The organism is Brachybacterium saurashtrense (assembly GCF_003355475.1).
Taxonomy (GTDB): Bacteria; Actinomycetota; Actinomycetes; order Actinomycetales; family Dermabacteraceae; genus Brachybacterium; species Brachybacterium saurashtrense.
Genome location: NZ_CP031356.1, coordinates 1,901,598 through 1,928,146, shown reverse-complemented (window position 1 = coordinate 1,928,146; position 26,549 = coordinate 1,901,598). Strand labels below are relative to the sequence as shown.

Here is a 26,549-nt window from a genome sequence, read left to right as displayed (position 1 = left end):
TCGCCGGATCCGCGCCGCCGTCACTCCGTGCCGGGGCGCCGTCGCGTGCGCTTGAGGTCCGCGCGCTGCCGCTTGGCCTCCAGCCGCCGACGCCGCGAGCCCGCGGTGGGCCGCGTGGTGCGACGCACGGGCTCCGGGGCGACGGCCTCGCGCAGCAGCGCGGCGAGGCGCTCCCGGGCCTCGCGCCGGTTGCGGCGCTGGGCGCGGTGCTGCGCCGCGGCGACGGTGAGGACGGTGCCGGCGAGGCGGGGCGCGAGGGCGGCGAGGACCCGCGCGCGCTGTCGGGGGTCGAGCGCGGTGGTGGTGGCGAGGTCCAGGCTCAGCTGCACCCGCGAGTCCGCCGTGTTGACCCCCTGGCCGCCGGGGCCGGAGGCGTGGGAGAACTGCTCGGCGAGCTCGCCGGCGGGGATCCGCAGGCCGCGGGGTGCGCCGGGTCCCGGAGGTACGTGCAGGTCATCCATCCCTCCAGTGTGGCCGACGGGCCGCGACGGGCGCGGCCGCCCGCTCGTGTGCCGCGCGGTGGACCGTCCGTGCCGAGGGCGCAGGGGCCTGCGACCGGTGGACGGGCCGGCGCGCAGCGGGCACGATGGGGACATGGCCGCATCGACGAAGATCCTCAGCCCCGACGAGATCACCCAGGCCGCTCCCGCCGGGTGGCGGATGGAGGACGGCCTGCTCACCGCCCGCTTCGCCACCGGGGACTTCGCCACCGGGCTGGAGCTGGTGGCGCGCCTCGGCGCCTCTGCGGAGTCGGCGAACCACCACCCGGACGTCACCCTCACCTATCCCACGGTCACCGTGACCCTCACCAGCCACGACGTCGGCGGGGTGACCGGGCGGGACATCGCTCTCGCGCAGCAGGCGAGCGAGCACGCCGCCGCCCTCGGCGTGGACGTCGCCGCGGACTGACCGGCCCCGCCCGGGGCGCGGCCGAGGAGAGCTCGCGCCCCGCCGCACGGTCTGCCCGACGGCGCCCCGCGCGGAGCCGACCTCGGCCTCGGCGTGCGAGAGCACGCGCCACCAGCGCAGGCGGGAAGTTGGCGCGATGCGGACCGTTATGTCACCGTTGCGTCTCTTGACCGGAGAGATGTCGGCGTGGGGCCGTCCATGTGGTGAGATGGGCACCACCCATGGACCGGTCGTTCCCGCAGAGCAGCGGGGCGCGCCCTGACCACTCGCGGTCCGCAGGACCACCACACTGAGGAGAGCACGAGATGAGAATCGGACGACGCACATTCGCGACCCTGGGCCCCGTGGCGGCCCTCGGGCTGCTCGCCGCCTGCAGCGACGGCGGCAGCGGCGGCGGCGGGGAGGGCGGCGAGGGCGACTTCGTCACCGACCTGACCTTCGGCACCGGCGGCACCGGCGGTGTCTACTACCCGCTCGGCGGCGAGTACGCGGCCATCTACGAGGACAACATCGACGGCGTCACCGTCAACTACACCGACTCCGGTGCCTCGGTGGAGAACATCGGCAAGATCTTCCAGGGCGAGTGGCAGCTGGGCATCTCGCAGTCGGACACCGCCAACTCCGCCGTGACCGGCGACGGCGAGTTCGAGGGCGCCCAGGTGGACAACATCGGCTGGATCGCGGGTCTGTACCCGGAGGCCGCCCACATCGTCACCCTCGCGGGCAGCGGCATCGAGTCCGCCGCGGACCTCAAGGGCAAGCGGATCGCCGTGGGCGACGTGGGCTCCGGCACCCGTGCGGTCTCGGACGCGATCCTCGCCGCGTACGACATCGGCGAGGGCGACTACGAGGCCTTCGAGCAGGACTTCTCCAGCTCGCTGGACCTGCTGCGCGACAACAACATCGACGCCTCGGTGTTCGTGGTCGGCACCCCCACCGGCTCCCTCGGCGACCTCGCCGCGACCAACGAGGTCGCCCTGGTCTCGCTCGACCAGGACAAGGCCGAGCAGGTCGCCTCCGAGAGCCTCTTCGAGGTGTACACGATCACGCCCGACGCGTACGACTTCCTCGAGGAGGACGTCATCACGCTGTCCGTCGCGGCGGCGCTGATCGCCTCCACCACCCAGGTGAGCCCCGAGCTCGGCTACGAGATCACCAAGGCCACCTTCGAGCACTCCGGGGACATCACCCTGCCGCAGGGCGGGCTGATCAGCCACGACTTCGCGCTCACCGGGCAGGGCGAGGTGCCGCTGCACCCGGGCGCGCAGCAGTACTACGAGGAAGAGGGGCTTCTCTGAGATGAGCGCCGGGGACCGCGAGGACGCTCCGCACGCCTCATCGCTCGAGGTCGACAAGAAGACGCAGCAGGAGGCCGAGGCGCACGCCGAGGAGCTGCTGCGGGAGCACGACACCGCCAGTCGGTACCGCACCGATCTGGGGCTGTGGGCATGGGTGGTGGGCGGCCTGTCGGTCGCCCTCACCCTGTTCCACCTCTACACCGGGATCTTCGGGTCCCGCCCCTCCCTGATCCAGGGAGCGATCCACCTGGGCGCCGCCTCCTCGGTGATCTTCCTGCTCTACCCCGCGGGGAAGCGGGTGGAGCGCCGGGGAGGCCGCGGCGGGATCCCGATCTGGGACGTGGCGCTGTCGCTGCTGGCCCTGTTCGCGAACTTCTACATCGTGGTGCGCTACTCCCATCTGACCAGCAACCTGGTGCAGATCATGGGGTTCGAGACCATCGACTACGTGGTCGCGACGCTGGGCATCGTGCTCACCCTGGAGGCGACGCGCCGCTGCGTGGGCCTGCCGATCGTGCTGATCGCGGTGGCGGCGATCGGGTACGCGACGCTGATCGTGGGCCAGTCCTGGCAGAACTACGCGGTGGGCACCTTCTTCACCTCGCGCGCCGGCATCTTCGGCACGCCGATCCAGGTCTCCTCCACCTTCATCTTCCTGTTCCTGCTGTTCGCCGTGGTGCTGATCCGCACCAACATCGGTGCGCTGTTCAACGACCTCGCCTTCCGGCTCACCGGCCGGTTCACGGGCGGGCCCGCGAAGGCGGCGGTCGCGGCCTCGGGCCTGCAGGGGATGATCTCCGGCTCCTCGGTGGCGAACACGGTCGCCTCCGGCTCGTTCACGATCCCGCTGATGAAGCGGGCCGGGTTCCGCTCCCACTTCGCCGGTGCCACCGAGGCGACCGCCTCCACGGGCGGTCAGCTGATGCCGCCCATCATGGGCGCTGCGGCGTTCATCATGGCCGAGTACACCGGGGTGCCCTACAGCGAGATCATCCTCATCGCGGTGATCCCCGCGGCCCTGTACTTCATGGGGGCGTTCCTCTCGGTGCACTTCGAGGCCAAGCGCACCCGCATCAAGGGCATCCCCCGCGCGGACCTGCCCAGCTGGAAGAGCATCCTCACCCGCATCGATCTGCTGGCCCCGCTGGTGATCATCGTCTACATGATGCTCTCCGGCTTCTCGCCGGCCCGGGCGGCGCTGTGGGGCGTGGCGGTCGCGTTCGCGCTGAGCTTCCTGCGGAAGTCCACCCGGCTCTCGTTCAGCGGGATCGTCAAGACCCTCGAGGCCGGGGCCCGCACCGCGCTGCCCGTGATCGCGGCCTGCGCGACGGCCGGCATCGTGGCGGGCACGGTGACCGGCACCGGCCTGGGCAGCCGGCTGGGCAACACCATCATCGACATCGCGCAGGGCAACTTCCTGCTGGTGCTGCTGATGACGATGATCGTGTGCCTGATCCTGGGCATGGGCTTGCCCACCACGGCGAACTACGTGGTCACCGCCACCGTGGCGGCACCGATCCTGGTGAACAACTTCGACGTGCCGATGATCGCGGCGCACATGTTCGTGTTCTTCTTCGGGATCCTGGCGGACGTCACGCCACCGGTGTGCCTGGCCGCCTACGCGGGATCCGGCATCGCCGGCTCGAACCCGCTGAAGACGGGTGTGACCGCGCTGCGGCTCGCGATCGCAGGCTTCCTCATCCCCTTCGTGTTCGTGCTCGAGCCCTCGCTGCTGTTCGAGGGCACGATCGGGGAGCTCATCCCGGCGCTGACCACCGTGGTGCTGGGGATGATCGCGATCTCCGCCGGCCTGGCCGGGTATCTCTTCGGGGACACCACCCGGTTCGAGCGCCCCGCCCTCGTCATCGCGGGCGTGCTGATGGTGTACCCGTCGATCGTGGTCTCCGTCGTGGGCATGGTCCTGGCCGCCGCGGTGATCGTGGTGCAGCTGATCCGTCGCGGCCGGCACCGCGACGGCAGCGGGAAGGACGCCGCGCCCGTCACCGCCTGAGCGGCGCCGACGGGCCCGCCGCCCGCAGGGTGCACCGCTCCACGAGGGGCCGCGACCACCACGGTCGCGGCCCCTCGTGCGCAGTGTGCTCGGCGCCGGTGCGCGGTGTGTTCAGCTCTCGTGGCGGAAGCCGATCTTCAGCGTCACCTGCCAGTCGGCGACGTAGCCGTCCTCGAGGTGCCCGCGGATCGACTGCACCTCGAACCAGTCGAGGTTGCGCAGGGTCTTCGACGCCTCTGCGATGGCGTTCTTCACCGCGTCGTCGGTGCTCTCCGGCGAGGTGCCGACGATCTCGGTGATGCTGTACACGTGCCCTGCCATGGTGGCCTCCTGGTGGACGGCCGCGGGGCCGCACCCCGCGGGATCGGTGCGCACACGGTACGCCGCGCCGGGCGCGCGAACCAGGGGACGGACCCCGCAGCCCGTCCCGCAGCCCGCCCCTCAGCCCACCCTGCGACCCGTGTCCTGCCCGCTCACCTGCACGAACGGCACCCATCTGCGCGAAGCACCTGTCGCAGGGCACGGAACGGGACTAGGGTGCCCGCACAGGGCAGGCCCGCTCACCGTGGAGCGCGGCATGGCCCCCAGACCCACGACGACGTGCGGAGGCCCCCATGACCCCGGATCCCCTCACCCTCTCCCTGGCCAGCATGAGCACCCTCGGCGTCATCGTGGTGATCGCCCTGATCGCGATCGCGATGGCGTTCCGGTTCCGCAGCGAGGTGCTGCGGGCCCAGGCCGGCACCCCGAGCATGAACGCCGTGGCCGGCGCCGTGCAGGAGGGTGCCGCCGCCTACCTGCGCCGGCAGCTGCGCACCCTGGGGCTGTTCGCCGCGATCGCCTTCGTGCTGCTCCTACTGCTCCCCGCCCACGGGGAGACCGGCGCCGACGGGATGCTGCTGCGCGGCGCCCGCTCCGTCGCGTTCCTGGTGGGCGCCGCGTTCTCCGGCCTGATCGGCTACCTGGGCATGTGGCTCGCGGTGCGGGCCAACGTGCGGGTGGCGGCCGCGGCGCGGGAGACGGGCCGCGACCCGGCGATGCTGATCGCGGTGCGCACCGGTGCCTGCGTGGGCATGGCGACGATCGGCTTCGGCCTGCTGGGCGCGGGCGCCGTGGTGCTGCTCTTCCGCGGCGATGCGCCGCTGGTCCTGGAGGGCTTCGGCTTCGGCGCCGCGATGGTGGCGATGTTCATGCGCGTGGGCGGCGGCATCTTCACCAAGGCGGCGGACGTCGGCGCGGACCTGGTGGGCAAGGTGGAGCAGAACATCCCCGAGGACGATCCCCGCAACGCGGCCACCATCGCGGACAACGTGGGCGACAACGTGGGCGACTGCGCGGGCATGGCCGCGGACCTGTTCGAGTCCTACGCGGTGACGCTGGTCGCCGCGCTGATCCTGGGCCGCGCCGCCTTCGGCGAGGCCGGGATGGTGTTCCCGCTGATCGTCCCCGCGATCGGCGTGGTGACCGCCCTCATCGGGCTCTACCTCACCACCCCGCAGAAGGGGGTGAGCGCGCTGCGCACCATCCGCCGCTCCTTCCTGATCTCGGCGCTGGTCTCCGCCGTGCTGTGCACGGTGGCCGCCTTCGTGCACCTGCCCCGCAGCTTCGCGGCCCTGGGCGTCGAGGACGCGGGCGCCGCGGTGGACGATCCGCGGATCGTCGCGGCCGGGGCCGTGGTGATCGGCATCGCGCTGGGCGTGCTGATCCTCTACCTCACCGGCTACTACACCAGCACCGAGGACCGGCCGGTGCGGCAGGTCGCGGGCACCTCGCGCACCGGCGCGGCCACCGTGATCCTCTCCGGCTTCTCGCTGGGACTGGAATCGGCCGTGTTCACGGCGCTGGTGATCGCCGGCGCCGTGTTCGGGGCGTTCCTGCTGGGCGGCGCGGGGGTCACCGGCCTGTTCGCGATCGCGCTGGCCGGCTGCGGGCTGCTCACCACGGTGGGGGTGATCGTGGCGATGGACACCTTCGGCCCGGTCACCGACAACGCCCAGGGCATCGCCGAGATGTCCGGGGACGTGGACGACGAGGGCGCCCAGGTGCTCACCGAGCTCGACGCCGTGGGCAACACCACCAAGGCCATCACCAAGGGCATCGCGATCGCGACCGCGGTGCTGGCCGCCACCGCGCTGTTCGGCTCCTACACCGATGCGATCCGCGGCGTGCTCGGGGACCGCTACCAGGACTTCCTCGCGCAGTCCGTGGTGTTCGCCCCGCAGACCCTGGTGGGCGTGATCATCGGCGCCGCGGTGGTGTTCCTCTTCTCCGGGCTCGCCGTGAGCGCGGTGGGTCGCGCCGCCGGCGCGGTGGTGTTCGAGGTGCGGCGGCAGTTCCGGGAGATCGCCGGGATCATGGAGGGCACCGCGAAGCCCGAGTACGGGCGGGTGGTGGACATCGTCACCCGCGACTCCCTGCGCGAGCTCGCCACCCCCGGGCTGCTCGCCGTCGCCGCCCCGATCGCGGTGGGCTTCGGCCTGGGCGCCTCGGCGCTGGCGGGCTACCTGGCCGGCGCCATCGCGGCCGGGGTGCTGATGGCGATCCTGCTCGCCAACGCGGGCGGCGCCTGGGACAACGCGAAGAAGCTGGTGGAGGACGGCCACCACGGCGGGAAGGGCTCCGACGCCCACGAGGCGACCGTGATCGGCGACACCGTGGGCGATCCGTTCAAGGACACGGCCGGCCCCTCCATCAACCCGCTGATCAAGGTGATGAACCTGGTGGCCGTGCTGATCGCGCCCGCCGTGGTGGGGATGAGCGCGCTCAGCGGCGAGGCGAACCCGGTGCGCTACCTCATCGCGGGGGCCGCGGTCGCCGTGATCGCCGTGGCGGTGACGATCTCGATCCGGCGCGGCGTGGTGCTGGAGACCGACGGGGACCCGGCCGACGGGCAGCCGGCCGGTGCTGCCGACAGGCACCCGGCCGGTGCTGCCGACGGGCACTCGGCAGGGGCGGCCGACGGGCGCCCGGCCGTCGCGGGCACCACGGAGCACGCGGGGCACGAGGGGCGGCGACCGGGCGATGGCAGCAGCGACGGCGCCTGACGGCGAGGGGAGTGCCACCCCACCCGGCGGCGACGGCACGGGGGCCGACGCGGTCCCGTCGGGCGTGCGGGCGGACGGGGCCGCGCTGGGCGCGCGGGCGCGCGGCGAGGGCATCCCGCTGCTGCTGGTCCCCACCACGGCGGCCGCCGAGCACCTGGACCCGCTGGCCCGGCAGCCGCGCCTGGCCGGGACGGCACGGATCCTCCGCTACCGGCGGCGCGGCTACGGCGCGAGCCCACCGGCGCCGCGGCCCGGCTCCCTGGTGCGCGAGGCGGCCGACGCCCTCGCCGTGCTCGACGCCTGCGGCACCGGAAGCGCCCATGTGCTCGGCGACAGCTTCTCCGTCGCCATCGCCCTGGAGCTGGCGCTCGCCCATCCCGGCCGGGTGCGGGGCCTGGTGCTCGTCGAGCCGCCGCCGCTGCTCGCGCCGGGCGCCGAGCATTTCCTGGCGGCGAACCGGGAGCTGCTGGACCTCCACGAGTCGCTCGGCCCCGTGGCCGCGCTCGAGGCGCTCCAGGACAAGGTGGCCGGCCCTCACTGGCGGGAGGACCTCGACGCCGTGGTCCCCGGTATGAGCGAGCGGATCCTGCTCGACGCGCCCACCGTCTTCGCCGTGGACATCCCGGCGTTGCTGGCGTGGACGCTGCCCGCGGAGCGTGCGGCCGCCCTGTCCTGTCCGGTGCTGCACATCGAGGGCGAGGCGCACGGGCCGCTGTTCGCGACGGTCGGCGACTGGCTGCGGGGCCTGCTGCCGCAGACGCGCACCGCGGTGATCCCCGGCGCCGGCCATGACGTGGCGTTCACCCACCCCGCGCAGGTCGCCGCCGAGATCGCCGGGTTCCTCACGCAGGCTGCGCCGCGCTGAGCACCGCTGCGTCCTCGCCCGTCGGCGCGTCCGCCGCCGTCGGCGCCGGGGCCGGGACGGTCCCGATCGCCCACTGGAATCCCGGCGCGGTGCCGTTGACCGCGTGGGCGCCGATCTCTCGCGCCTTGTACACCCACGGGTTGTGGGAGGCGACCGTGCGGGCGTTGCGCCAGTGGCGGTCCCGGGCGGCGGACTCCCGCACGGCCGAGGCGCCGAGCGCGTCGAACAGCCGGGTGGCCGCCTCGGGCACCAGGCGCGAGACGACCACCTGCGCCCGCGCCGAGGCGAGCTCCGCGGTCACCTCCGCGGCGCGGGCCTGCTCGCCGCCGATCGTGGCCGCCTCGTGCGCGGCCTGGACCGCCTCCGCCACCTGCTGGACGAGGGCCGCCGCGGTGTGGGAGACCGCGGAGATCTCGCCCACCACCTGGAGGATCTGCGGGTCCTCCCGCACCCTGTCGGCGTTGCCGTGGCTGTAGGTGCGGGTGCGGGCGGCGACCGCCTCCACCGCGTCCGCCTCGACGGCCGCGGCGATGCCCGCGTGCACGGCGAGCAGCACCAGCTGGTACACGGCCGTCTGGTACCCGAAGCGGTCCTCGAAGGGGATCACGTCACGGGCATCCAGCGCGGCGCGGCGGTACACGATCGTGCCGGTGCCGGTGAGCCTCTGGCCGAAGCCGTCCCAGTCGTCGCTGATCTCCACCCCCGGCTGGTCCAGCGGCACCACGGCGATGTGCTGGGTGCCGTCGGCCGCCTGCACCAGGGTGTCGGAGTGGTCGGCGTAGAGCGAACCGGTGGTGTAGAACTTCCGGCCCGTCACCTCGGCGCGCTCGCCGTCGACCGTGAGGCGGGTGCCCTGGGTGCCGCGCTCCACCGTGCCGATCTCCGACCAGGCGTTGCCGAGCACGGCGCCGCCCGCGATCCGGTCCAGCCAGCGGTCCCGGAAGGCGGCGTGCGGGGTGACCAGGAGGTCCTCCACGAAGGCGATGTGTCCGCGCCAGATCTGCGGGAGGTTCGAATCGGCGGCGGCCAGGTCCACCAGCAGCGCGCTGAGCTGCGGGATCGTGGCGCCCAGGCCGCCGGCCCGCACCGGCAGGCGCAGGCGACCGAAGCCGGCCTCCGCCAGGGCGCGCACCTCGGCGCGGGGCAGGGCGCGGGTGCGCTCCCGCTCCAGCGCGCCGGCGGCGATGGTCTCGAACACGGGGGAGAAGCGGTCACGGAGCTCGCGGAGCGTGGTCATGTCGTGCCTTTCGTCGGTCATCACGAGTGGTGATGCCCGACAGTAGGGCCGCATGAGGGCGGTGGCCAGGGAGCCCGTCGCACGCCGTCATCCGAGGTCGCGCGCCGTGACCTGCCGTCATCCAGGGCGCGGCAGGATGCGCTCAGGCGGGCAGATGCTCCCGCACCAGCTCCTTGAAGCGGCTGCGGTGGAACACCATCGCCTCCGCCTCCGGGGCGCTGTCGATCGCCAGCACCTCCAGCAGCACCACGTCGTGGTCCCCGGCGCGCATCGAGTCGTACACCCGTGTGGTCATCCAGGCCGGGGCGTCCTCGAGGACGAGGGCGCCGAGGGGGTCCACCCGCAGGTCCACGCCCTCGAAGCGTCGTTCACGATCGGAGGAGGCGAGCTGACGGGTCACCGCGGAGTGGGACCTCCCCAGAACCGTCACGCCGAGGTGACCGTGCTGCTGGAGGATCGGCCAGGTCTTCGAGCTGTGCTGCACCGCGAGGGAGACCAGCGGCGGCTCGAGGGACACGCCCACGGTGAAGGTCGAGGCGACCATGCCGTGGCGCACGCCGTCCACCTCGGCTGCGACCAGGACCACGCCCTGGGGGAAGTGGGAGTACGCCTCGCGCAGCGCGGTATCGGTGAGCATGGCCTCGACTGTAGGACTCATGCCGGCCAGCATGCTCCGGCGCTCCCGGATATGGGACCCTCCCGTCATGCACCGTCATCCGTGCAGGTGAGGGCGTTCATGGAGGGACTCGGTCGGATGAGGTGCACGCCACGTCGGCGCGCAGTGCGCGACCGCCGTCAGCGCCGGTCCAGCACCCTCTCGAGCGGGATGGTGCCGTCCTGCCAGGGCGTGAGCAACCACACCACGAGATAGGCGCCGACGCCGAGGACCGGCAGCAGGAACGAGGCGAGGACGAGCACGCGCATCAGCCAGACGTCGAGCCCCGTGAGATCGGCGAGGCCGCCGGCGATGCCCCCGGCGAGTCGTCGGGGTCCGCGACGGAAGCGGAATCCGCGCAGGGTGGCGAAGAAGGTGTTCATGGCACCGACCGTAGACGCAGGACGCCGCGCGGGCACTGGTGCTGTCCCCCGGACGTGCCGGGGGTGCGCCGCGCCGCGAGGACCCGCCCGGTGGTGCCCGCCGCGCCGTCCGCCCGCCCGCAGGAATGCCATCCGGCCGCTGCGCGTTGCCCCCACATGCGTGCAATGACCTACTCCCAGTACGGCGACCCCTCCACCCTCCAGCTCACCGACGACGCCCCGATGCCCACCCTCAGCCCCGGCTCGGTGCTGATCCGGGTGGAGCGCGCCGCCGTGAACCCCGTGGACTGGAAGGTGATGGCCGGCGGCCTGGACTCCCTGATCGACGCCGTCTTCCCCGTCATCCCCGGCTGGGACGTGGCCGGCGTGGTGGAGGCCGTCGGCCCCGACACCCCCGAGTTCTCCCCGGGCGATCGCGTCGCCTCCTACGGCCGCAAGGACGTCATCCACGGCGGCACCTTCGCCGAGTACGTGGCGCTGCCGGCCACCTCGGTCGCCGCGATCCCGGACGGCGTGCGCAGCGAGGTCGCCGCCGGCCTGCCCCTGGCCGGTCTCACCGCCCTGCGCAGCCTCGAGACACTGCAGGTCGCGGAGGGGGACACCCTGCTGCTCCACGCCGCCTCCGGGGGAGTGGGCCACCTCGCCGCGCAGCTGGCCCGGGCCCGGGGCGCCCGCGTGCTCGGCACCGCCTCGCCCCGGAACCACGAGAGGCTGCGCTCGCTCGGCGTCGAGCCCCTCACCTACGGGGATGGGCTGGTGGAGCAGGTGCGCGAGCTCGCGCCCGACGGGGTCGACGCCGTCGCGGACTTCGTGGGCGGCGTGCGCGAGCAGACCCTCGCCGTCCTCGCCGACGACGGCCGGCACGTCTCCATCGCCGACCCCTCCGTGGAGGAGGCCGGGGGCCGCTGGGTCTGGGTGCGGCCCGACGGCGCCCGACTGCGGAGCCTGCTCGAGCAGGTCGCGGCCGGGGCCCTGCAGGTCGAGATCGCCCGCACGGTGCCGCTGGCCGAGGCGGCCTCCGCCTTCGAGGCGAACCGCGACGGGACGGTCTCCGGGAAGATCCTCGTGGACACCACCCGCTGAGGGCGCTGCGACGACGAGGACGGCCCTGCACCGCACGGTGCAGGGCCGTCGGTCTGTGCGGGCGTCAGTCCGCGGCCACCGCCCGCGGCCGGGAGCCGCGCAGGAAGCAGGCGCCGATCAGGCCCAGCGCCGCGATGCCGCCGGCCACCCAGAACGCCACGTTCACGCCGTGGATCGGCCCGGCCATGCCGTACACCTCCGGATCCCGGGCGGCCGCGGTCATCACCGTCACCAGCACCCCGGTGCCGAGCGACGCCGCCACCTGCCGCATGGTGTTGTTCACCGCGGCGCCGTGGGGCACCATCCGCGGCGAGAGCTGGTTCAGCGCCGCCGTGGTGACCGGCATGATCACCATCGCCGTTCCCAGCATCCGCACCGCGTTGACGATTGCGATGTAGGCGAAGGACGTCTCCGGGGTGAGCAGGCCCAGCAGCACGCTGGTCACCGTCAGCAGCGTGAAGCCGATGATCGCCAGCGCCGAGGCGCCGAAGCGGTCGAAGATCCGCCCGGTCACCGGGGACATCACGCCCATGATCACCGCGCCGGGCAGCAGCACCAGGCCGGACTCCATCGCGGTGAAGTCGCTCATGTTCTGCATGTACAGCGGGATCATCAGCATCCCGCCGATCATCGCCATGAACACCAGCATGCCCAGCACCGTGCCCAGCGTGAACATGGGGTTGGTGAGCACGCGCAGCTCCAGCAGCGGCTCCTCCAGTCGCAGCTGTCGGCGCACGAACCAGACCAGCGCCAGCACGCCCACGACCAGGGGCACGTACACCTGCGGATCCGCCCAGCCCACGTTGCCCGCGTTGCTGAAGCCGAACAGCAGCCCGCCGAAGGCGAGGGTGGACAGGATCAGCGAGAGCACGTCCAGCCGCGGATCCGTGCGTTCGGTGACGTTCTTCAGCGTGAAGTGCGCGAACACCAGCGCGCCCAGGGCGATCGGCAGCATCATCACGAACAGCACCCGCCAGGACCAGTGGTCCACGATGAACCCCGAGAGCGTGGGGCCGATCGCCGGGGCGAAGGAGATCACCAGGCCGAAGGTGCCCATCGCGGTGCCACGACGGTCGATCGGGAAGATCGCGAACAGGATCGTCTGCATCAGCGGCATGATCATGCCGCCGCTGGCGGCCTGCACCACGCGGCCCAGCAGCAGCACCGGGTACACCGGCGCCACCGCGCAGATCACGGTGCCCAGCGCGAAGATGCCCATCGCCGCGAAGAACATCGTGCGGGTGGAGAACTTCTGGATGAGGAACGCGGTGGCCGGGATCATGATCCCGTTGACCAGCATGAACAGCGTGGTGACCCACTGTGCGGAGTTCGCGGTGATGCCGAAGTCCGCCATGAAGGCGGGCAGCGCCGTGTTCAGCAGGGTCTGGTTGAGGATGATCACGAACGCGCCGGCGAGCAGCACCGCCATCACGAGGTTCGGGTTCACCGCCGGCGGGGGCGACGCCTGCCCGCTCGGTCCTGCATCGTCGCTGCGTCCCACTGCCGGCATCTCACCCGTCTCGATCGCCACCTGGCTCCTGCTCCTCCTCGTCGTCCCGCCGCGTTCTCGGCATCATCGCCCGCATCGACAGTAGGCGGAAAGTTGCAGTAAGTGCAAGGTCTCCTCGGTGGGAGGAATGCCTCAGCGCCCCGAGTCGTCACTCGCGCGGCCCGCCCCTGGACGCCGCCGGCGCAGAGTGCTTGGCTGGGAGCACTCGCCCCGCACCGCGGCGGGGCCGTCTCCGAGGAGCGATCGCCATGAGCGACACGCACGCACCGGGACCCCTCAGCCGACGCCCCGCGGCCGGGGAGCTGGTGGTGGACTTCATCCTGTCCCTGGACGGATGCGCCGCCGGGGACGGCTGGCCCGGCTGGTGGGGACTCCAGAGCACCGACTACCTGGCCTGGCTCGGCGCGCAGCCCGAGGGCGTGACCCTGATGGGTGCGACCACCTACCGGCTGATGTCCGAGATGGCCCTGCAGACCGAGCGGATCGACATCTCTACGGAGGAGAAGGAGAGCTTCGCCCATATGGCGCAGCTCCCCAAGATCGTCTTCTCCTCCACCCTCACCCAGCCGCTGGCCTGGGCCAACACCACCCTCGTGGCGACCGATGCGATCGAGGCCGTGCGAGAGCTGAAGCGCACCGCGACCGCGCCGTTGACCACCACCGGCAGCATCCGGCTCAGTCACTCCCTGATGCGCGCCGGGCTGGTGGACCGTTTCCGCGTGGTGCTGTTCCCCGTGATCACCGGCCGCACCGGCCTGGAGCGGATCTGGGAGCAGTTCGAGGACTTCGCGCTGGAGCTGGTGGAATCGCGCACCTTCGACGGCGGGCTCCAGCTGCTCGAGTACGCCCCCACCCACCTCGAGCAGCCGCCGGGTACTGAATGGCGGCGCGACGGCGGAGCCGCGCACGACGAGGGCGCCCCACCCGACGAGGGCGACGCGCACGACGGAGAGGAGACGCGATGAGCTCCGCCGCACCGGACCGCCCCGGCCGCCCGCCCGTGGTCGACATGGACGCCTGGCAGCGCGCCCGCGAGGAGCTGCTGGCGCGCGAGAAGGCGCACACCCGGGAGGGCGATGCGATCGCCGCCGCCCGGCGCCGCCTGCCCATGGTCGAGGTCGACGGCGATGCCGCCGTGGTGGGTCCCGTGGGGCCCGTGCCGTTCCGCGGCCTCTTCGAGGGCCGGGACCGGCTCGTGGTCTACCAGCACATGTGGCACGACGGTGCACCGCACCAGGGCCAGTGCGAGGGCCGCACCACCACCGCCTGGCACCTGCACGACGCCACCTATCTCCACGCCCACGGCGTCTCCCTCGCGATCCTCACCACCGGGCGCTGGGAGGAGGTGCACCCCTTCACCGCCTTCATGGGCTACAAGCGGGTGCCCTGGTACTCGGTGCGCGACGCCCCGCCGCCGATCGGCGGCGACATGGGGCACCTGGCGAGCTTCCTGCGCGACGGGGAGCGGGTGTTCCTCACCTACCGCACCACCGGCCGCGGCAACGAACGGGTGAACTTCTCGATGGGCCTGCTGGACATGACCCCGTACGGTCGCGGCGAGGAGTGGGAGGACGTGCCCGACGGGTGGCCCGCCGGGCGCCACGCCTGCTGGACCTGGCGCACCGACGCCCAGGGCACCCCCACCTGGGGCGAGACCAGTCGCCCGCTGCCGCAGTGGGCGCGCCCCGGCGCCGCCCCGGTGACCACGCTGGGGCGCCGCGGAGGGCATTGAGGCCCGCCGCGGCGGCGCGTCGCCTCAGGCGGTGCGGCGGATCTCGATCCGCCAGCGCTCGGGGCCCTGGTCGAGGTACTCGGCGGCGTAGAGCTCGCCGTGCTTGGCCTGGAGCTGCAGGAGCAGCGGGACCGGGTTGTGGGTCGCGGAGAGGATCAGCCCGCCGCCGGGCACCAGCGACTCGATCGCACCGAAGATCGAGGCGTGGCGGATCGCGTGCGGGATCGTCTGCACGTCCAGCTCGGGCAGGCCCTCGTCGTGCTCGCCGCAGGCGCAGCCCGGCTGGTTCGGCTTCTGGTCCACCGCCTCCTCGCGCGAGCGCTGGATGGTGATGTCGGCCATGTCGGCTCCTGTCCTCGGGGTGGGCAGGACATCCGGTCCTGCGCAGGTCTCACGGATATATTACGGTCATGTCCGTGGAAAATCAGGAGAGAGGTCCCGCGATCGTGCCCGAGGATCCGTCGGCCGCCGGCCCGGCTCCTGCCGACGCGATGGCCGCCGACGCGCCTGCGCGCCGCCACGCCTCCGCGCCCGCGGCGGCGACCTCGCCGCCCATCCCTCGGCGCAGCGCCGAGGGGCGCCGTCACACCGCCGCCAGGGAGCAGGTGCTGCGCACCCTCGAAGCGCAGGCCGCGCCCGTCTCCGTGGGCGCGCTCAGCCGCGCGACCGGCCTGCACGAGAACACCGTGCGCGGCCACCTCGACCAGCTCCTCGCCGACGGGCATGCCACCCGCGCGCTCGCCCCGGCCGAGGGCCGCGGCCGCCCCGCCTGGCTGTGGCGCCCCACCCTCCACGGCGCCGCGTCGCCCTACGCCGCGCTCGCCGGAGTGCTCGCCGAGACGATCGCGCGCACCAGCCCCGACCCGGCCGCGACCGCGCACGAGGCCGGGCTGTCCTGGGGCCGCCAGGTCCTCGACGATCTGCCCACCGGCTCGACCGTGCCGACGCCCCGCGAGCGCGTGCTGCACGTGATGGCGGCCCAGGGCTTCGCCCCGGCCGATGACGGGGAGGACATCTCCCTGCACCGCTGCCCGCTGCTGGAGGCCGCCGATCAGCACCCCGAGGTGGTCTGCGCCGTGCACCGCGGACTCGTCGATGCCCTCCTCACGGGGGAGAGCGCCGTGCCCGAGGTGCCGGCCCCCGACCGGGCGGCACCCGATGGGGCAGTGCGACCGGCGGCCTGGTCGGAGCTGGTGCCCTTCGCCGCCCCCGGGGTGTGCAGGCTCCGCCTCCGGGAGGCGGGGTGAGCGCGCCGCCCCGTCGGCGCCCCTCCTGGCGACTCGGCTGGATGCTCCCGGCCGGCCTCGCCCTGCTCGCCGGACTCGACGCGGCGCTGCTCCTGTTGGGCCTGCCCGCCCCCGTCACCACCGACCGCCTGCCCCTCGTGCACGGGATGCTGCTCGTGCTCGGGTTCGTGGGCACGCTCATCGCCCTCGAGCGCGCCACCGCCCTGGACCGCTGGTACGGGTTCCTCGCCCCGGGCCTGCTGGGCCTGGCGGGGATCAGCCTTCTCGCGGACCCGCTGCCGCTCGCGGTCGGGCAGGTCCTGCTGGTCGTCGGGACCGCCGCGTTCACCCTGGTGTACATCCCGCTGTGGCGGCGCCAGCACGACGACGCCGTGCTCGTCCAGCTGCTCGCCGCGGGCCTCGCCTGCGGCGGCGCGCTCCGCTGGGCCGGAGGGGCGCTGTTCGACGACGTGCTGCCCTGGCTGATCGGTTTCGTGGTCCTCACCATCGCGGCCGAACGGGTCGAGCTCGCCCGCATCACGCTCGGCCCCTCCGCCGGGCCGCGCCTCCTCGCGCACGCCGCGAGCATCGTCGCCGCGCTCCTGATCGGGCTGTGGCACGCCGAGGCCGGGGCGGTGCTGCTCGGCGTCGCGCTCGCCGCCCTCGCGATCTGGCTCGTCCAGCACGACGTCGCCCGGCGCACGGTGCGCATGCCGGGCGGGCCCCGCTTCATGGCCGCCGCGGTCCTGGCCGGCTACGTGTGGCTGGCCGTCGCCGCCGGCGTGCTCATGCTCGGCGGGCGGCCCGTGGGCGGCGCCTACGACGCCGTCGCGCACGCGATCCTGCTCGGCTACACGCTCTCGATGATCATGGCGCACTCCACCACGATCCTGCCCGCCGTGCTGCGGATCCCGCTGCCGTACCGGCCCGCGCTGTGGCTGCCGCTCGTCCTGCTGCAGCTCAGTCTCGTGGTGCGGCTGGGACTCGGCGACGCCCTGCAGTGGCGGCCCGCCTGGCAGCTCGGCGGTGTGCTCGGCGTGCTCGCGCTGCTCCTCTTCGTGGTCACCGCCGTGACCAGCGCGCTCCTCGGCCCGCCGCGCACGCCCGCCCCGGCCTCCCTGCCGCGCGGCGGCCCCGGCTCGCGCCGGGACCGCCGCGGTGCGGGCGCCCTGAACGGGGCCGTCAGCTGAACTGGATCCCGCCGTCCACCAGCATCGTCTGGCCCGTGACGTAGTCGGAGTCCGCGCCCGCGAGATAGGAGACCATCGCGGCGACGTCCTCCGGGACCGAGACCCGACCCAGGTGGATCGAGCGCGCGTTCTCCGCCAGCGCCTCGCCGCGCTGCTGGCCGTTCTTGGCGGCGAGCTTCTCGTCGATGAGGTCCCACATCGCGGTGCCCACGATGCCGGGTCCGTAGGCGTTCACGGTGATGCCGTGCTCCGCCCACTCCATCGCCGCGGCCTGGGTGAGGCCGCGCACCGCCCACTTCGTGGCCGAGTAGGGGCCCAGCAGGGCGAAGGGCCGGAAGGCGACGATCGAGGCGGCGCCGATGATCTTCCCGCCGTGCCCCTGGGCGATCATCTGCCGGGCGGCCTGCCGGTAGGAGTGGAACACCCCGGAGACGTTCACGTCCAGGATCTTCCGGAAGTCCTCCGGGTCGTAGTCCAGCAGCTCCTGGACCTGGGCGATGCCGGCGTTGGCGACGAACACGTCCAGGTGCCCGCCCGCCTCCACCGCGGTGGCCACGAGCTGCTCGACCGAGGCCTCGTCGGTCACGTCGGTCTCGGCCCCGGTCGCGGTGCCGCCCGCGGCCGTGATCGCCTCGACGGTGCCGGCGACGCCCTCCTGCATCGACGGCAGATCCGCGACGATCACGTGGAGGCCGTCGGCCCCGAGCCGCCGGGCGATCGCCGCGCCGATGCCGCGCGCGGCGCCGGTGACGGCCGCGACCCGCGGCCCCTCCGGGGCGCGGGAGCGGGCGGTCTCGACGGTGGATGCGTCGGTGGGGGTGGTGGTCATGGTGAACTCCTCCTCGAGTGGACCGGGCGGCACGCTCATCGGGCCGCCGCGACCACCCCACCAACGCCCCACGCGCGCGGCAACGAGGCCTCTCACCGAGCGAGAAGCGCTCTCTCGCCCCATGAGAAAGGGGGACGGAGCGTTGTGCTCCGTCCCCCTGCTGCTCGGCGGCGGGCGCGATGAGGCACCGTCGCCGTCGGCTTTCAGTCCACCGTGATCTCGCCCATCGGGCCCCAGCCGTCGCTGTCGATCTGGTGGGAGATGATCTGCGGCTGCGCGGCGAGGTACTGCGGGAACTCCTCCTGCATCTTCTGGAAGTGGGGGGAGTTCACGTGCGGGCCCGCGCCCTCGTCGGTGAAGGCCTCGATGAGCACGTAGGTGTTCGGGTCCTTCACGCTGCGGGACCACTCGAACCACAGGTTCCCGGGCTCGGCGAGGGTGGTCTCGGTGAACTCGCTCGCGATCTCCGGCCAGCGGTCGGCGAACTCAGGCTTCACAGGGAACTTCACGTTGATGAGGATCATCGTCGGGTCCTTTCTCGGTGGCGACGCCATCACCCTGCCGTGCGCGCGGCAGGGACGGAACCATGATTCTCGCAGGGCAAGAATCATGCTTCGACCTCGCACGGCTCGGGCAGAATGGGCGCCGGAAGGAGGGCGATGATGACCTCGACGGAAGAGCCCCCGGCGCCCCGCGCCTCCGGGGAGCCTCACGGGCCTCGCGCACCCCACGAGCACCGGGACGCCCCCGAACAGGGCGGGCAGATCGCGCGGGCGCTGGCCGTGCTGGAGGCGGTGGCCGCCCACGGCAGCAGCACCGCGCGCGGCATCGCCGAGGTCACCTCGATCCCGCTGCCCACGGTGTACCGGATCGCGCAGGAGCTGATCCGCAGCGAGTACCTGGTGCACCTGCGGTCCGAGAAGCGCTTCGCGCTCGGGTACCAGCTGCACCGCCTCGCCGTGGGCCTCCACGAGGATCTCGGCATCCCCCGCACCGTGCGGGAGGAGGTCCACGCCATGCACCGCGACCTCGGCATGGCCGCGTATCTGGCGATCCACCGCGGCACCGACTTCGTGGTGGTGCACGTCTCCGACTCCCCGCAGGCACCGAGGCTGTCCCCGCTCGGCTTCGGCTTCCACGAGAGCCCCCATGCGACCGCCTTCGGGAAGGCGGGCCTGGCCTCCCTCGCCCCCGAGGAGCGGGAGGCCTACCTCGCCGACGGGCCGCTGCGCGCCCACACCGACCGCACCGTGGTGGACCCGCAGCTGCTGCGCGCCCAGCTCGAGGACATCGCCGAGCGCGGCATCGCCTGGGAGCACCAGGAGTTCGTGCCCGGCACCAGCTGCCTCGCCGCGACCATCAAGGCCGACGACGGCATGCTGGTGGGCACGGTGGCGGTCTCCGCGCCGGTGGCCGCCTACGAGGGCCGGATGCGGCACGTCGAGGACCGGGTGCGCGCCTGCGCCTCCCGCGCCGGCCGCGCCTACCGCTGGGGCGCGCAGGCGCACTGACCGCCCTCGTTCTCGCCTCGCGATAACCGCGCTTGGCCCGGCTCGGGGCCCCTGCCTAGCGTGTGCTCCGGATCACTGACGACGATGCAGTGGGAAGGGGTTGCCATGAGTGCACCGTGCGGCGAGGACGCCGTGAACGAGATCGAGGGCACCGACGAGGCGCAGGAGACCCTGGTCGCGATGATCAGGGCCGCGTTCCCGCACGAACAGGTGCCGGAGTCCGCCTACCGTCGCGCCGCGGAGACCGTCCGCTGCGCCGCGGAGGAGAGCGCGTGGATGCGGGTGAAGCTCAGCCACGGGCTCGACTCCCTGCAGGCCCTCGCTCAGGGGCGCTTCGCCGCGCTGAGCGCCGAGGAGGCGCTGCCGCTGCTGCTGCGCATCCAGCACACCACGTTCTTCGGCTTCGTGCGGCAGACGGTCGTGGTGAGCCTCTACGAGGACGAGGAGGTGTGGGAGGTGCTCGGCTACGAGGGCCCCTCCTTCGACAAGGGCGGCTACCTCCACCGGGGCTTCGACGACCTCGACTGGCTGCCCGAGCCGCGGATCGAGGAGTACGACGGCGAGCCGCTGCAGGAGGTCGTCTCCGACCTCCCGCGCGGGGCGACCACCAGGAGCGTCCGGGGCGCCGCCGTCCCGGCCGGACAGAGCAGGGCGCGCGCCGGTCGCACCGGCCGCGGGACGAAGGGGCAGGCATGACCACGATCGATCACTCCACCGAGGCCGTCGTCATCATCGGCTCGGGCGCCGGGGGCGGCACCCTCGCCCACGAGCTCACCAAGCAGGGCATCGAGTGCGTCCTGCTCGAGGCCGGCCCGTACCTGCGCGGCGAGGACTACATGAACCTCGAATGGGCCGCCTTCGACCAGATGGCCTGGTCGGATGCCCGCACCACCTCCGGCAGCTGGCGGGTGGCGAAGGACTTCCCGAACCTCCCCGCCTGGATCGTCAAGGCCGTCGGCGGCACCACCACCCACTGGTCCGGGGCGACCCCGCGCTTCAAGCCCCACGAGTTCCGCACCCGCAGCGTGTACGGCCGCATCGACGGCGCCAGCCTCATGGACTGGCCGCTCACCTACGAGGAGCTCGCGCCGTACTACACCCGCGCGGAGGACGCGATCGGCTCCACCCACCGCGGCGGCCGGCCGCCGCTGCCGGCGAACAACAACTACAAGGTGCTCGCCGCCGGTGCGGAGAAGCTCGGGTACCGGTACTACGCCACCGGCCCGTACGGCACCAACGCCGAGCCCTACGACGGCCGCCCCGCCTCCGTCCAGGACGGCTTCAACTTCCAGGGCGACAAGAACGGCTCGAAGTGGTCCACCATGGTGCGGGAGATCCCGCGGGCGCTGGCCACCGGGAAGCTGGATCTGCGCCCGGACTCCCACGTCGCGCAGATCCTCCACGACCGCACCGGCCGGGCCGATGCCGTGCTGTACCTCGACTCCGAGGGGAACCTGCACCGTCAGGCCGCGAGGCTGGTGTGCGTGGCGGGCAATGCGATCGAGACGCCGCGCCTGCTGCACCTGAGCTCCTCGGCGATGTTCCCCGACGGGCTGGCGAACTCCTCCGGGATGGTGGGCCGTAACTACATGCGTCACATGACCGGCAGCGTGTACGCGCAGTTCGACAAGCCGGTGCACATGTACCGCGGCGAGACGATGGCCGGGTGCATCAGCGACGAATCCGTGCACGACCCTTCCCGCGGCTTCGCCGGCGGCTACTACATCCAGACCATCTCGCTGGGGCCCGCCTTCATGGCGAGCTTCGTGGAGCCCGGCGCCTGGGGGCCGAGCTTCACCCGGCTGCTGGACGCCTATGAGAACACCGCCGGATGCTGGCTGGTGGGGGAGGACATGCCTCAGGAGTCCAATGCGGTCACCCTCGACTCCACCGTCATGGACCAGCACGGCCTGCCGGTCGCGCACGTCCACTTCGACGACCACCCCAACGACCTCGCGATGCGCGAGCACGCCTACTCCCGCGGCGAGGCGCTGTACGAGGCCGTGGGGGCGGTGGGCACGCACCGCACCACCCCGTACCCCTCCACGCACAACCTCGGCACCTGCCGGATGAGCGAGCGGCCGGAGGACGGCGTGGTGGATCGCTTCGGGCGGGCGCACGACGTGCCCAACCTGTTCGTCTCCGACGGGTCGCAGTTCACCACCGGGGCGGCGGCGAACCCGACGCTGACGATCGTGGCGCTCGCGATCCGTCAGGCCGAGCACATCGCCGAGTCGCTGCGCGCCGGCACCGTGTGACGGCGGGGGAGCGGCCGGTCCCGGCTCCGTCGCGGAGCCCGGACCGGCCGCTCCGTCATGCCTTGACGCAGAGCACCGGCTTGTTCGCCTCGAGGATGATCTCCTGCGCGGAGGAGCCCAGGAACAGCTTCGCGACGGCCGAACGGTGCCGCACCCCGATCACCAGCACGGAGACGTCCTCCCCCTCGGCGCGGTCGATGAGGTCCCCGGTGTGGGACTGCGAGCGCTCGTCCGGGAACTCGACGGTCTCGGCGACGTCGCCGAGCTCTTCGGAGGGGAGGTGGGTGCCGTCGAGCGCGAAGACGATCAGATCCTCCCCGCGGCGGCGCGCCTCCTCGATCGCGAAGCGGTACGCGGCACGGCCCGCGGGAGTGTCGGTGCCGGCGACGAGGACTGACATGGGAGCTCCTTCGGGTTGTCCGTGCGGGCACCCTAGCCGATCGGCGGACCGTCGGCCCGACGGTCCGGCCGATCGTGTTTACACTGTCCGACCAGCGCACCGTGGCGCCTGCCGAGGCCGTGCAGCGCGCCGGACGAAGGAGACGTGACATCGCACCCTCGGAGCAGGAGGACCCTCCGCGGTCCCCGTCTACACCCACCCGCCGCCGGGCCCTCAGCATCGGCTTCGGCGTCCTCGCCGTCCCCGTGATCGGCGCGGCCGCCTACCAGTCGATCCGCGACGGCTCCAGCGGCACGGACGTCCGGTCCAACCTCACCCTCGTCGCCCCCGCGGCCGCGGGCGGCGGCTGGGACGCCTTCCAGCGCGAGCTGCAGCAGGCGATGCGCGCCCACTCCCTGGTGGGCAACGTGCAGGTGGTCAACGTGCCCGGGGCGGGCGGCACCATCGCGATCGGCAACGTCGCCCAGCAGAACCGCCCCAACATGCTGATGGTGGGCGGCACCGGCCAGATCGCCGCCCAGATCCAGTTCGGCACCGAGTCGCAGATCGAGGACGTCACCCCGATCGCACGGGTGGTCGAGGAGTTCGCGATGATCACCGTCCCGGCGGACTCCCCGCACCAGGACCTCGACTCGCTGGTCGAGGCCTGGCAGGAGGACCCCGCGCACCTGGCCTGGACCGGCGGCGGCTCCTTCGACCAGCTGGTGATGACCGACCTCGCGCTCGCCGCCGGGGTGGATCCCGGCGAGACCACCTACATCCCCTCCGACGGCGGCGGCGAGGCCATCCAGGCGCTGCTCAACGGCACTGCGCAGGCCACCGCCGGCGGCTTCGCGGACATGCTGCCGCAGGTGGAGGCGGGGCGTCTGCGCGGCCTCGGCATCGTCGCGCCCGAGCGCCTGGAGGGCGTGGACCTCCCCGCCCTGCCGGAGCTCGGCTACGACGTGACGCTCACCAACTGGCGCGCCCTGTTCGCCCCACCGATCACCACCGACGAGGAGATCGCCGAGCTCGAGGCGCTGGTGGAGGAGGCGACGGCCACCCCCGAGTGGAAGGACGCCGTGCAGCGCTACTCCTGGCGCGAGGTGCCCCTGGGGCACGACGAGCTGGTGGACTACATCGAGTCCGAGACCGAGCGCATCGCCGCACTGTTCGAGGAGATCCGCGGATGACCGACCACACCCCCGCCGGCGCCTCCCGGGACGCCGCTGCGCCCGACGCCGCCGCGCCCGATGCGGCGGAGACCGACGCCGCCGCACCGGGTGCCACCGCCCCTGGCACCGCCGCGGCCGACGGGGCCCCGCAGGAGACGGAGCACGGCTTCTGGCACGGGCGCTCGGGCCTGCTCATGCCCGGCCTGCTCGCCGCCTTCAGCGTGTTCCTGCTCGTCGGCGCGGCCCTTATCCCCGCCGCCGAGACCGACTTCCCCGGCCCGCGGTTCTTCCCCGTGCTGCTCGGAACGGTGGGTCTGGTACTCGCCGCCCTGCTCGCCCTGGGCGTGCTGCGCACCCCGGAGCCCGTCCCCGAGACCCCCGGGCGCCGCGACCGCACCCACTCGGACTTCGTCTCGCTGGCCTGGGTGGTGGGCGGGTTCCTCGCCTTCGCCGTGCTGCTGCCGTGGCTGGGGTGGATCCTCGCCGGCGCGCTCGTGTTCTGGTGCACCGCGCACGGGTTCGGCTCCCGCCGACCGCTCTTCGACATCCTGATCGCGCTGTTCCTCAGCTCGCTCATCTACCTGGTCTTCGGCACCGGACTGGGCCTGAACCTGCCCTCCGGCCTCCTGGGAGGGGGTTTCTGATGGAACAGATCGATCTGCTGATGCAGGGCTTCGCCGGGGCCCTCACCCCGATGAACCTGCTGTGGGTGCTCGTGGGCTGCCTGCTCGGCACGGCCGTGGGCGTGCTGCCCGGGCTGGGGTCCTCGATGGCGGTGGCGCTGCTGCTGCCGATGACCTTCGCCCTGGACCCCACCGCGGCCTTCATCCTCTTCGCCGGCGTGTACTTCGGCGGCCTCTTCGGCGACTCCACGATGGCGATCCTGCTGAACACCCCCGGGCAGGCCTCCGCGATCGCCTCCACCTTCGAGGGCCACCGGATGGCGAACGACGGCCGGGCGCCGCAGGCGCTGGCCACGGCCGCGATCGGGGCCTTCGTGGGCGGCATGGTCGCCTCCGCGCTGGTGGTGTTCCTGGCACCCACGCTGGTGGCGCTCTCCTCCGCCTTCGGACCGCCGGAGTTCTTCGCCCTGGCGCTGTTCGCCTTCGTCGCCACCTCCTCGGTGGTCTCGGACAACGTCCTCAAGGGCCTGGCGGCGCTGATCGTGGGCATCGGCATCACGGTGATCGGCGTGGACGGCGTCTCCGGCCTGCCGCGGTACACGATGGGGCTGCCCCAGGTGTTCGACGGCGTCTCCCTGGTGACGGTGACGGTGGCGATCCTGGCCCTGGGCGAGGTGCTGTTCATCGCCTCCCGTGTGCGCCGCGACACGGAGGACCTCGAGATCCGCGGGGCGAAGGGGCGCCCGTTCCTCAGCCGCGCGGAGTTCGTCGACGCCGCCCCGGCCTGGGCCCGCGGCACCGCGATCGGGCTGCCCTTCGGCGTGATCCCGGCCGGCGGCGCCGAGGTGCCCACCTTCCTCGCCTACGAGGCGGAGCGGCGCATCGACCGCCGCCGCAGGAACCCGATGTTCGGCAAGGGAGCGATCCGCGGCCTGGCCGCGCCGGAGGCGGCCGGCAACGCCACCACGGGCATGGCGATGGGTGCCCTGCTGGCGCTCGGCCTGCCCGTCTCCGCGACCGCCGCGATCATGCTGGCCGCCTTCCGGCAGTACGGGCTCCAGCCCGGGCCGCTGCTGTTCGAGAACAGCGCCGACCTGGTGTGGGCGCTGCTGGCCAGCTTCTTCCTGGCGATGGTGGTGCTGCTGGTCATCAACATGCCCTTCGCCCGGCTGTGGGCGAAGCTGCTGCTGATCCCCAAGCCCCACCTGTACGGCGGGATCGCGCTGTTCTGCGGGCTGGGGATCTGGGCCACCTCCGGCGCCGTCTTCGACCTGGTGCTGCTGCTGGCGATCGGCGTGGTCGGCTTCCTGATGCGCCGGTACGACTACCCGGTGGCGCCGCTGATGATCGGGATGGTGCTGGGTCCGCTGGCGGAGACCTCGCTGCGCGATGCGCTGCTCTCCTCCGTGGGCGATCCGCGGGTGCTGGTCTCCAGCCCCATCGCGATCGTGATCTACACCCTGCTCGCCGCCGTGATCGCGCTCTCCGTGCGCACGGCCGTACGCTCCCGGACCCGACGCGACGTGTGAGCCGCCCTCGCCGGACGCCGACGGGTCCCCTCCGCCGCCTGGCGGAGGGGACTCGTCGTCGATCACGGTGCGGGAGCGCGGCTCACAGGTGGATCGTCACGTCCCCGCTCTCCCGCAGCTCCTGCGCGAGCGAGGCCGCGGCCTCGTTCTGCTGCTGGGAGACCGCCTGCTGGGCGAGCTGGTCCCGCACCTCCTCGAACGGGGGCACCTGGGAGGTGTCCCCGCCGGCCTCCTCCTGCTGCTCGAGCATCGCGTCGTACTGCTCCTTCAGCTCCTCGTCCGAGGGCTCCTGGACGTCCGCCTCCTGCTCGATGAAGGTGGTGAGCTCCACCTGGGTGGCGGCGTCCTCGCGCACCTGCTCCTCGCTCATGCCCTGCTGCTCGAGGGCGGAGACCACCTCGTCGGCAGAGCCCAGGCCGTTCTGCTGGGCGATCTGCTCGAGCATGGCGTCGATGTCCTCGTCGGACGCCTCGACGCCGGCGTCCTCCGCGCCCTGCTGGAGCAGCCGGTTGTCCACCAGCTGATTCGCCACCTGCTCCTTGAGCGCGGCCTGGTCCACCTCCTCGCCGGTGGTCTGCTGCTGGGCCGCGGCCTGCTGGAGCTGGCCCTCGTAGGCCGCGGTGAACTCGTCCTTGGTGATCTCCTCGTCGTTCACGGTCGCGACGACGTCCGGGACGTCCGAGAGATCGGCCTCGGGCGCCGCCTGCTCGCCGGCGGCGGGCTGACCGCCGCCGTCGCTGGCCGCCGGCGCCTGGCCGCCGCCATCGCTCGCACCCGACGTCGCGGCCTGATCGCCGCTGCATCCGGTGACGGCGAGGGCCGTGGTGAGCGTGAGCGCCGCGAGGGTGCGCCGAAGGGCTCGGGAGCTGGGAACCTTCACTGTGCCTCCTGTGGTCGTGGGCGCGGGCGACGCTACGCCCCGAACCCTGGAGGCGCGTTCCGGGAGCACCCAGAACCCGGTCAGGAAACGGCATTCCGTGCGATGTGTCTCGCCCCTGCCCCCACCGCGCCGCCCCGGGCCCGGTGCCGCCGGAATGCGGCGTGCCGACGGGCTGCGCCCCCTCGGCACACAGCACGGCGCCCGGTCCCGTGCGTGCACGGG

27 protein-coding genes are annotated in these 26,549 nt (G+C 73.0%); 16 read left to right on the top strand and 11 right to left on the bottom strand.

The window, feature by feature from the left end; genetic code table 11:
• Positions 1–20: 20 nt before the first annotated feature.
• Entirely contained in the window at positions 21–461 is a 441-nt protein-coding gene (gene arfB / locus DWV08_RS08725) for an alternative ribosome rescue aminoacyl-tRNA hydrolase ArfB (protein ID WP_115413431.1), read from the bottom strand.
• 133 nt (positions 462–594) lie between these two features.
• Between arfB and DWV08_RS08720 the strand changes: the two genes are divergently transcribed.
• The 3 genes from DWV08_RS08720 (at position 595) to DWV08_RS08710 (ending at position 4,218) form a co-directional block, all read left to right on the top strand.
• Positions 595–909, top strand: coding sequence for a 4a-hydroxytetrahydrobiopterin dehydratase (locus tag DWV08_RS08720; RefSeq protein WP_115413430.1), 315 nt, complete (start codon positions 595–597; stop codon positions 907–909).
• Positions 910–1,214: 305 nt separating this feature from the next.
• Entirely contained in the window at positions 1,215–2,207 is a 993-nt protein-coding gene (locus DWV08_RS08715; RefSeq protein WP_115413429.1) for a TAXI family TRAP transporter solute-binding subunit, read from the top strand.
• 1 nt (position 2,208) lies between these two features.
• Positions 2,209–4,218, top strand: coding sequence for a TRAP transporter permease (locus tag DWV08_RS08710; protein WP_115413428.1), 2,010 nt, complete (start codon positions 2,209–2,211; stop codon positions 4,216–4,218).
• A 111-nt stretch (positions 4,219–4,329) separates the two neighbouring features.
• On the opposite strand, the gene DWV08_RS08705 is transcribed toward DWV08_RS08710, so the two are convergent.
• Positions 4,330–4,539 (bottom strand): dodecin, encoded by a 210-nt coding sequence (locus DWV08_RS08705; protein ID WP_115413427.1) that lies wholly within the window; start codon positions 4,537–4,539, stop codon positions 4,330–4,332.
• 293 nt (positions 4,540–4,832) lie between these two features.
• Here DWV08_RS08705 and DWV08_RS08700 point away from each other — a divergent pair, with 293 nt between their 5' ends.
• Both DWV08_RS08700 and DWV08_RS08695 read left to right on the top strand, forming a co-directional pair.
• A complete protein-coding gene (locus DWV08_RS08700) occupies positions 4,833–7,262 on the top strand; it encodes a sodium-translocating pyrophosphatase (RefSeq protein ID WP_241237194.1) in 2,430 nt (809 codons plus the stop codon).
• On the top strand, positions 7,240–8,127 hold the full coding sequence (locus DWV08_RS08695) for an alpha/beta fold hydrolase (protein ID WP_115413426.1): 888 nt from the start codon (positions 7,240–7,242) through the stop codon (positions 8,125–8,127). The genes DWV08_RS08700 and DWV08_RS08695 overlap by 23 nt, the downstream gene beginning before the upstream one ends.
• Here DWV08_RS08695 and DWV08_RS08690 read toward each other — a convergent pair.
• The 3 genes from DWV08_RS08690 to DWV08_RS08680 form a co-directional block, all read right to left on the bottom strand.
• Entirely contained in the window at positions 8,105–9,364 is a 1,260-nt protein-coding gene (locus tag DWV08_RS08690) for an acyl-CoA dehydrogenase family protein (RefSeq protein ID WP_115413425.1), read from the bottom strand. The two genes, DWV08_RS08695 and DWV08_RS08690, sit on opposite strands and share 23 nt — an antisense overlap.
• Before the next feature lie 142 nt (positions 9,365–9,506).
• Complete coding sequence (locus DWV08_RS08685) at positions 9,507–10,001, bottom strand: flavin reductase family protein (protein ID WP_115413424.1); 495 nt, start codon at positions 9,999–10,001, stop codon at positions 9,507–9,509.
• Positions 10,002–10,159: 158 nt separating this feature from the next.
• A complete protein-coding gene (locus DWV08_RS08680; protein WP_115413423.1) occupies positions 10,160–10,402 on the bottom strand; it encodes a PspC domain-containing protein in 243 nt (80 codons plus the stop codon).
• A gap of 165 nt (positions 10,403–10,567) precedes the next feature.
• Between DWV08_RS08680 and DWV08_RS08675 the strand changes: the two genes are divergently transcribed.
• Positions 10,568–11,485: an NADP-dependent oxidoreductase gene (locus tag DWV08_RS08675; protein WP_338142891.1), complete on the top strand. Its 918-nt coding sequence runs from the start codon at positions 10,568–10,570 to the stop codon at positions 11,483–11,485.
• A gap of 64 nt (positions 11,486–11,549) precedes the next feature.
• Here DWV08_RS08675 and DWV08_RS08670 read toward each other — a convergent pair whose 3' ends face one another.
• Complete coding sequence (locus DWV08_RS08670; protein WP_115413421.1) at positions 11,550–13,016, bottom strand: MDR family MFS transporter; 1,467 nt, start codon at positions 13,014–13,016, stop codon at positions 11,550–11,552.
• A 227-nt stretch (positions 13,017–13,243) separates the two neighbouring features.
• Here DWV08_RS08670 and DWV08_RS08665 point away from each other — a divergent pair, with 227 nt between their 5' ends.
• Both DWV08_RS08665 and DWV08_RS08660 read left to right on the top strand, forming a co-directional pair.
• Positions 13,244–13,960 carry a dihydrofolate reductase family protein gene (locus tag DWV08_RS08665; RefSeq protein WP_115413420.1) on the top strand — a complete coding sequence of 239 codons (717 nt, stop codon included), beginning with the start codon at positions 13,244–13,246 and terminating at the stop codon, positions 13,958–13,960.
• Positions 13,957–14,727 (top strand): DUF899 family protein, encoded by a 771-nt coding sequence (locus DWV08_RS08660; RefSeq protein ID WP_115413419.1) that lies wholly within the window; start codon positions 13,957–13,959, stop codon positions 14,725–14,727. The genes DWV08_RS08665 and DWV08_RS08660 overlap by 4 nt, the downstream gene beginning before the upstream one ends.
• 24 nt (positions 14,728–14,751) lie before the next feature.
• Here DWV08_RS08660 and DWV08_RS08655 read toward each other — a convergent pair whose 3' ends face one another.
• A complete protein-coding gene (locus DWV08_RS08655) occupies positions 14,752–15,069 on the bottom strand; it encodes a DUF2249 domain-containing protein (RefSeq protein WP_115413418.1) in 318 nt (105 codons plus the stop codon).
• A gap of 68 nt (positions 15,070–15,137) precedes the next feature.
• Between DWV08_RS08655 and DWV08_RS08650 the strand changes: the two genes are divergently transcribed.
• Complete coding sequence (locus DWV08_RS08650; RefSeq protein WP_162801534.1) at positions 15,138–15,974, top strand: helix-turn-helix transcriptional regulator; 837 nt, start codon at positions 15,138–15,140, stop codon at positions 15,972–15,974.
• Entirely contained in the window at positions 15,971–17,143 is a 1,173-nt protein-coding gene (locus tag DWV08_RS08645) for a hypothetical protein (protein WP_206516699.1), read from the top strand. The genes DWV08_RS08650 and DWV08_RS08645 overlap by 4 nt, the downstream gene beginning before the upstream one ends.
• Here DWV08_RS08645 and DWV08_RS08640 read toward each other — a convergent pair.
• Both DWV08_RS08640 and DWV08_RS08635 read right to left on the bottom strand, forming a co-directional pair.
• Positions 17,136–17,972 (bottom strand): SDR family NAD(P)-dependent oxidoreductase, encoded by an 837-nt coding sequence (locus DWV08_RS08640; RefSeq protein WP_115413417.1) that lies wholly within the window; start codon positions 17,970–17,972, stop codon positions 17,136–17,138. The genes DWV08_RS08645 and DWV08_RS08640 overlap by 8 nt on opposite strands.
• A gap of 203 nt (positions 17,973–18,175) precedes the next feature.
• Positions 18,176–18,496, bottom strand: a complete 321-nt coding sequence (locus DWV08_RS08635) for a putative quinol monooxygenase (protein ID WP_115413416.1) — start codon at positions 18,494–18,496, stop codon at positions 18,176–18,178.
• A gap of 138 nt (positions 18,497–18,634) precedes the next feature.
• Here DWV08_RS08635 and DWV08_RS08630 point away from each other — a divergent pair, with 138 nt between their 5' ends.
• From DWV08_RS08630 to DWV08_RS08620, 3 genes are all read left to right on the top strand, one after another.
• Positions 18,635–19,483, top strand: a complete 849-nt coding sequence (locus tag DWV08_RS08630) for an IclR family transcriptional regulator (RefSeq protein WP_241237193.1) — start codon at positions 18,635–18,637, stop codon at positions 19,481–19,483.
• Between the two features lie 105 nt (positions 19,484–19,588).
• Positions 19,589–20,179 (top strand): hypothetical protein, encoded by a 591-nt coding sequence (locus DWV08_RS08625; protein ID WP_115413415.1) that lies wholly within the window; start codon positions 19,589–19,591, stop codon positions 20,177–20,179.
• The gene (locus tag DWV08_RS08620) at positions 20,176–21,741 is read left to right on the top strand and encodes a GMC family oxidoreductase (RefSeq protein WP_115413414.1); all 1,566 of its coding nucleotides are present in this window, start codon (positions 20,176–20,178) and stop codon (positions 21,739–21,741) included. Before DWV08_RS08625 ends, DWV08_RS08620 begins: the two co-directional genes overlap by 4 nt.
• Before the next feature lie 55 nt (positions 21,742–21,796).
• Here DWV08_RS08620 and DWV08_RS08615 read toward each other — a convergent pair whose 3' ends face one another.
• Positions 21,797–22,141: a universal stress protein gene (locus DWV08_RS08615; RefSeq protein WP_115413413.1), complete on the bottom strand. Its 345-nt coding sequence runs from the start codon at positions 22,139–22,141 to the stop codon at positions 21,797–21,799.
• 149 nt (positions 22,142–22,290) lie between these two features.
• Between DWV08_RS08615 and DWV08_RS08610 the strand changes: the two genes are divergently transcribed.
• Genes DWV08_RS08610 through DWV08_RS08600 form a run of 3 tightly spaced genes read left to right on the top strand, consistent with a single transcriptional unit; the run spans position 22,291 to position 25,447 of the window.
• The gene (locus DWV08_RS08610; RefSeq protein ID WP_115414967.1) at positions 22,291–23,313 is read left to right on the top strand and encodes a tripartite tricarboxylate transporter substrate binding protein; all 1,023 of its coding nucleotides are present in this window, start codon (positions 22,291–22,293) and stop codon (positions 23,311–23,313) included.
• Positions 23,310–23,939, top strand: a complete 630-nt coding sequence (locus tag DWV08_RS08605) for a tripartite tricarboxylate transporter TctB family protein (RefSeq protein ID WP_206516698.1) — start codon at positions 23,310–23,312, stop codon at positions 23,937–23,939. The genes DWV08_RS08610 and DWV08_RS08605 overlap by 4 nt, the downstream gene beginning before the upstream one ends.
• On the top strand, positions 23,939–25,447 hold the full coding sequence (locus tag DWV08_RS08600; RefSeq protein WP_115413412.1) for a tripartite tricarboxylate transporter permease: 1,509 nt from the start codon (positions 23,939–23,941) through the stop codon (positions 25,445–25,447). Before DWV08_RS08605 ends, DWV08_RS08600 begins: the two co-directional genes overlap by 1 nt.
• A gap of 82 nt (positions 25,448–25,529) precedes the next feature.
• On the opposite strand, the gene DWV08_RS08595 is transcribed toward DWV08_RS08600, so the two are convergent.
• Positions 25,530–26,327, bottom strand: coding sequence for a SurA N-terminal domain-containing protein (locus DWV08_RS08595; RefSeq protein ID WP_115413411.1), 798 nt, complete (start codon positions 26,325–26,327; stop codon positions 25,530–25,532).
• Positions 26,328–26,549: the final 222 nt, after the last annotated feature.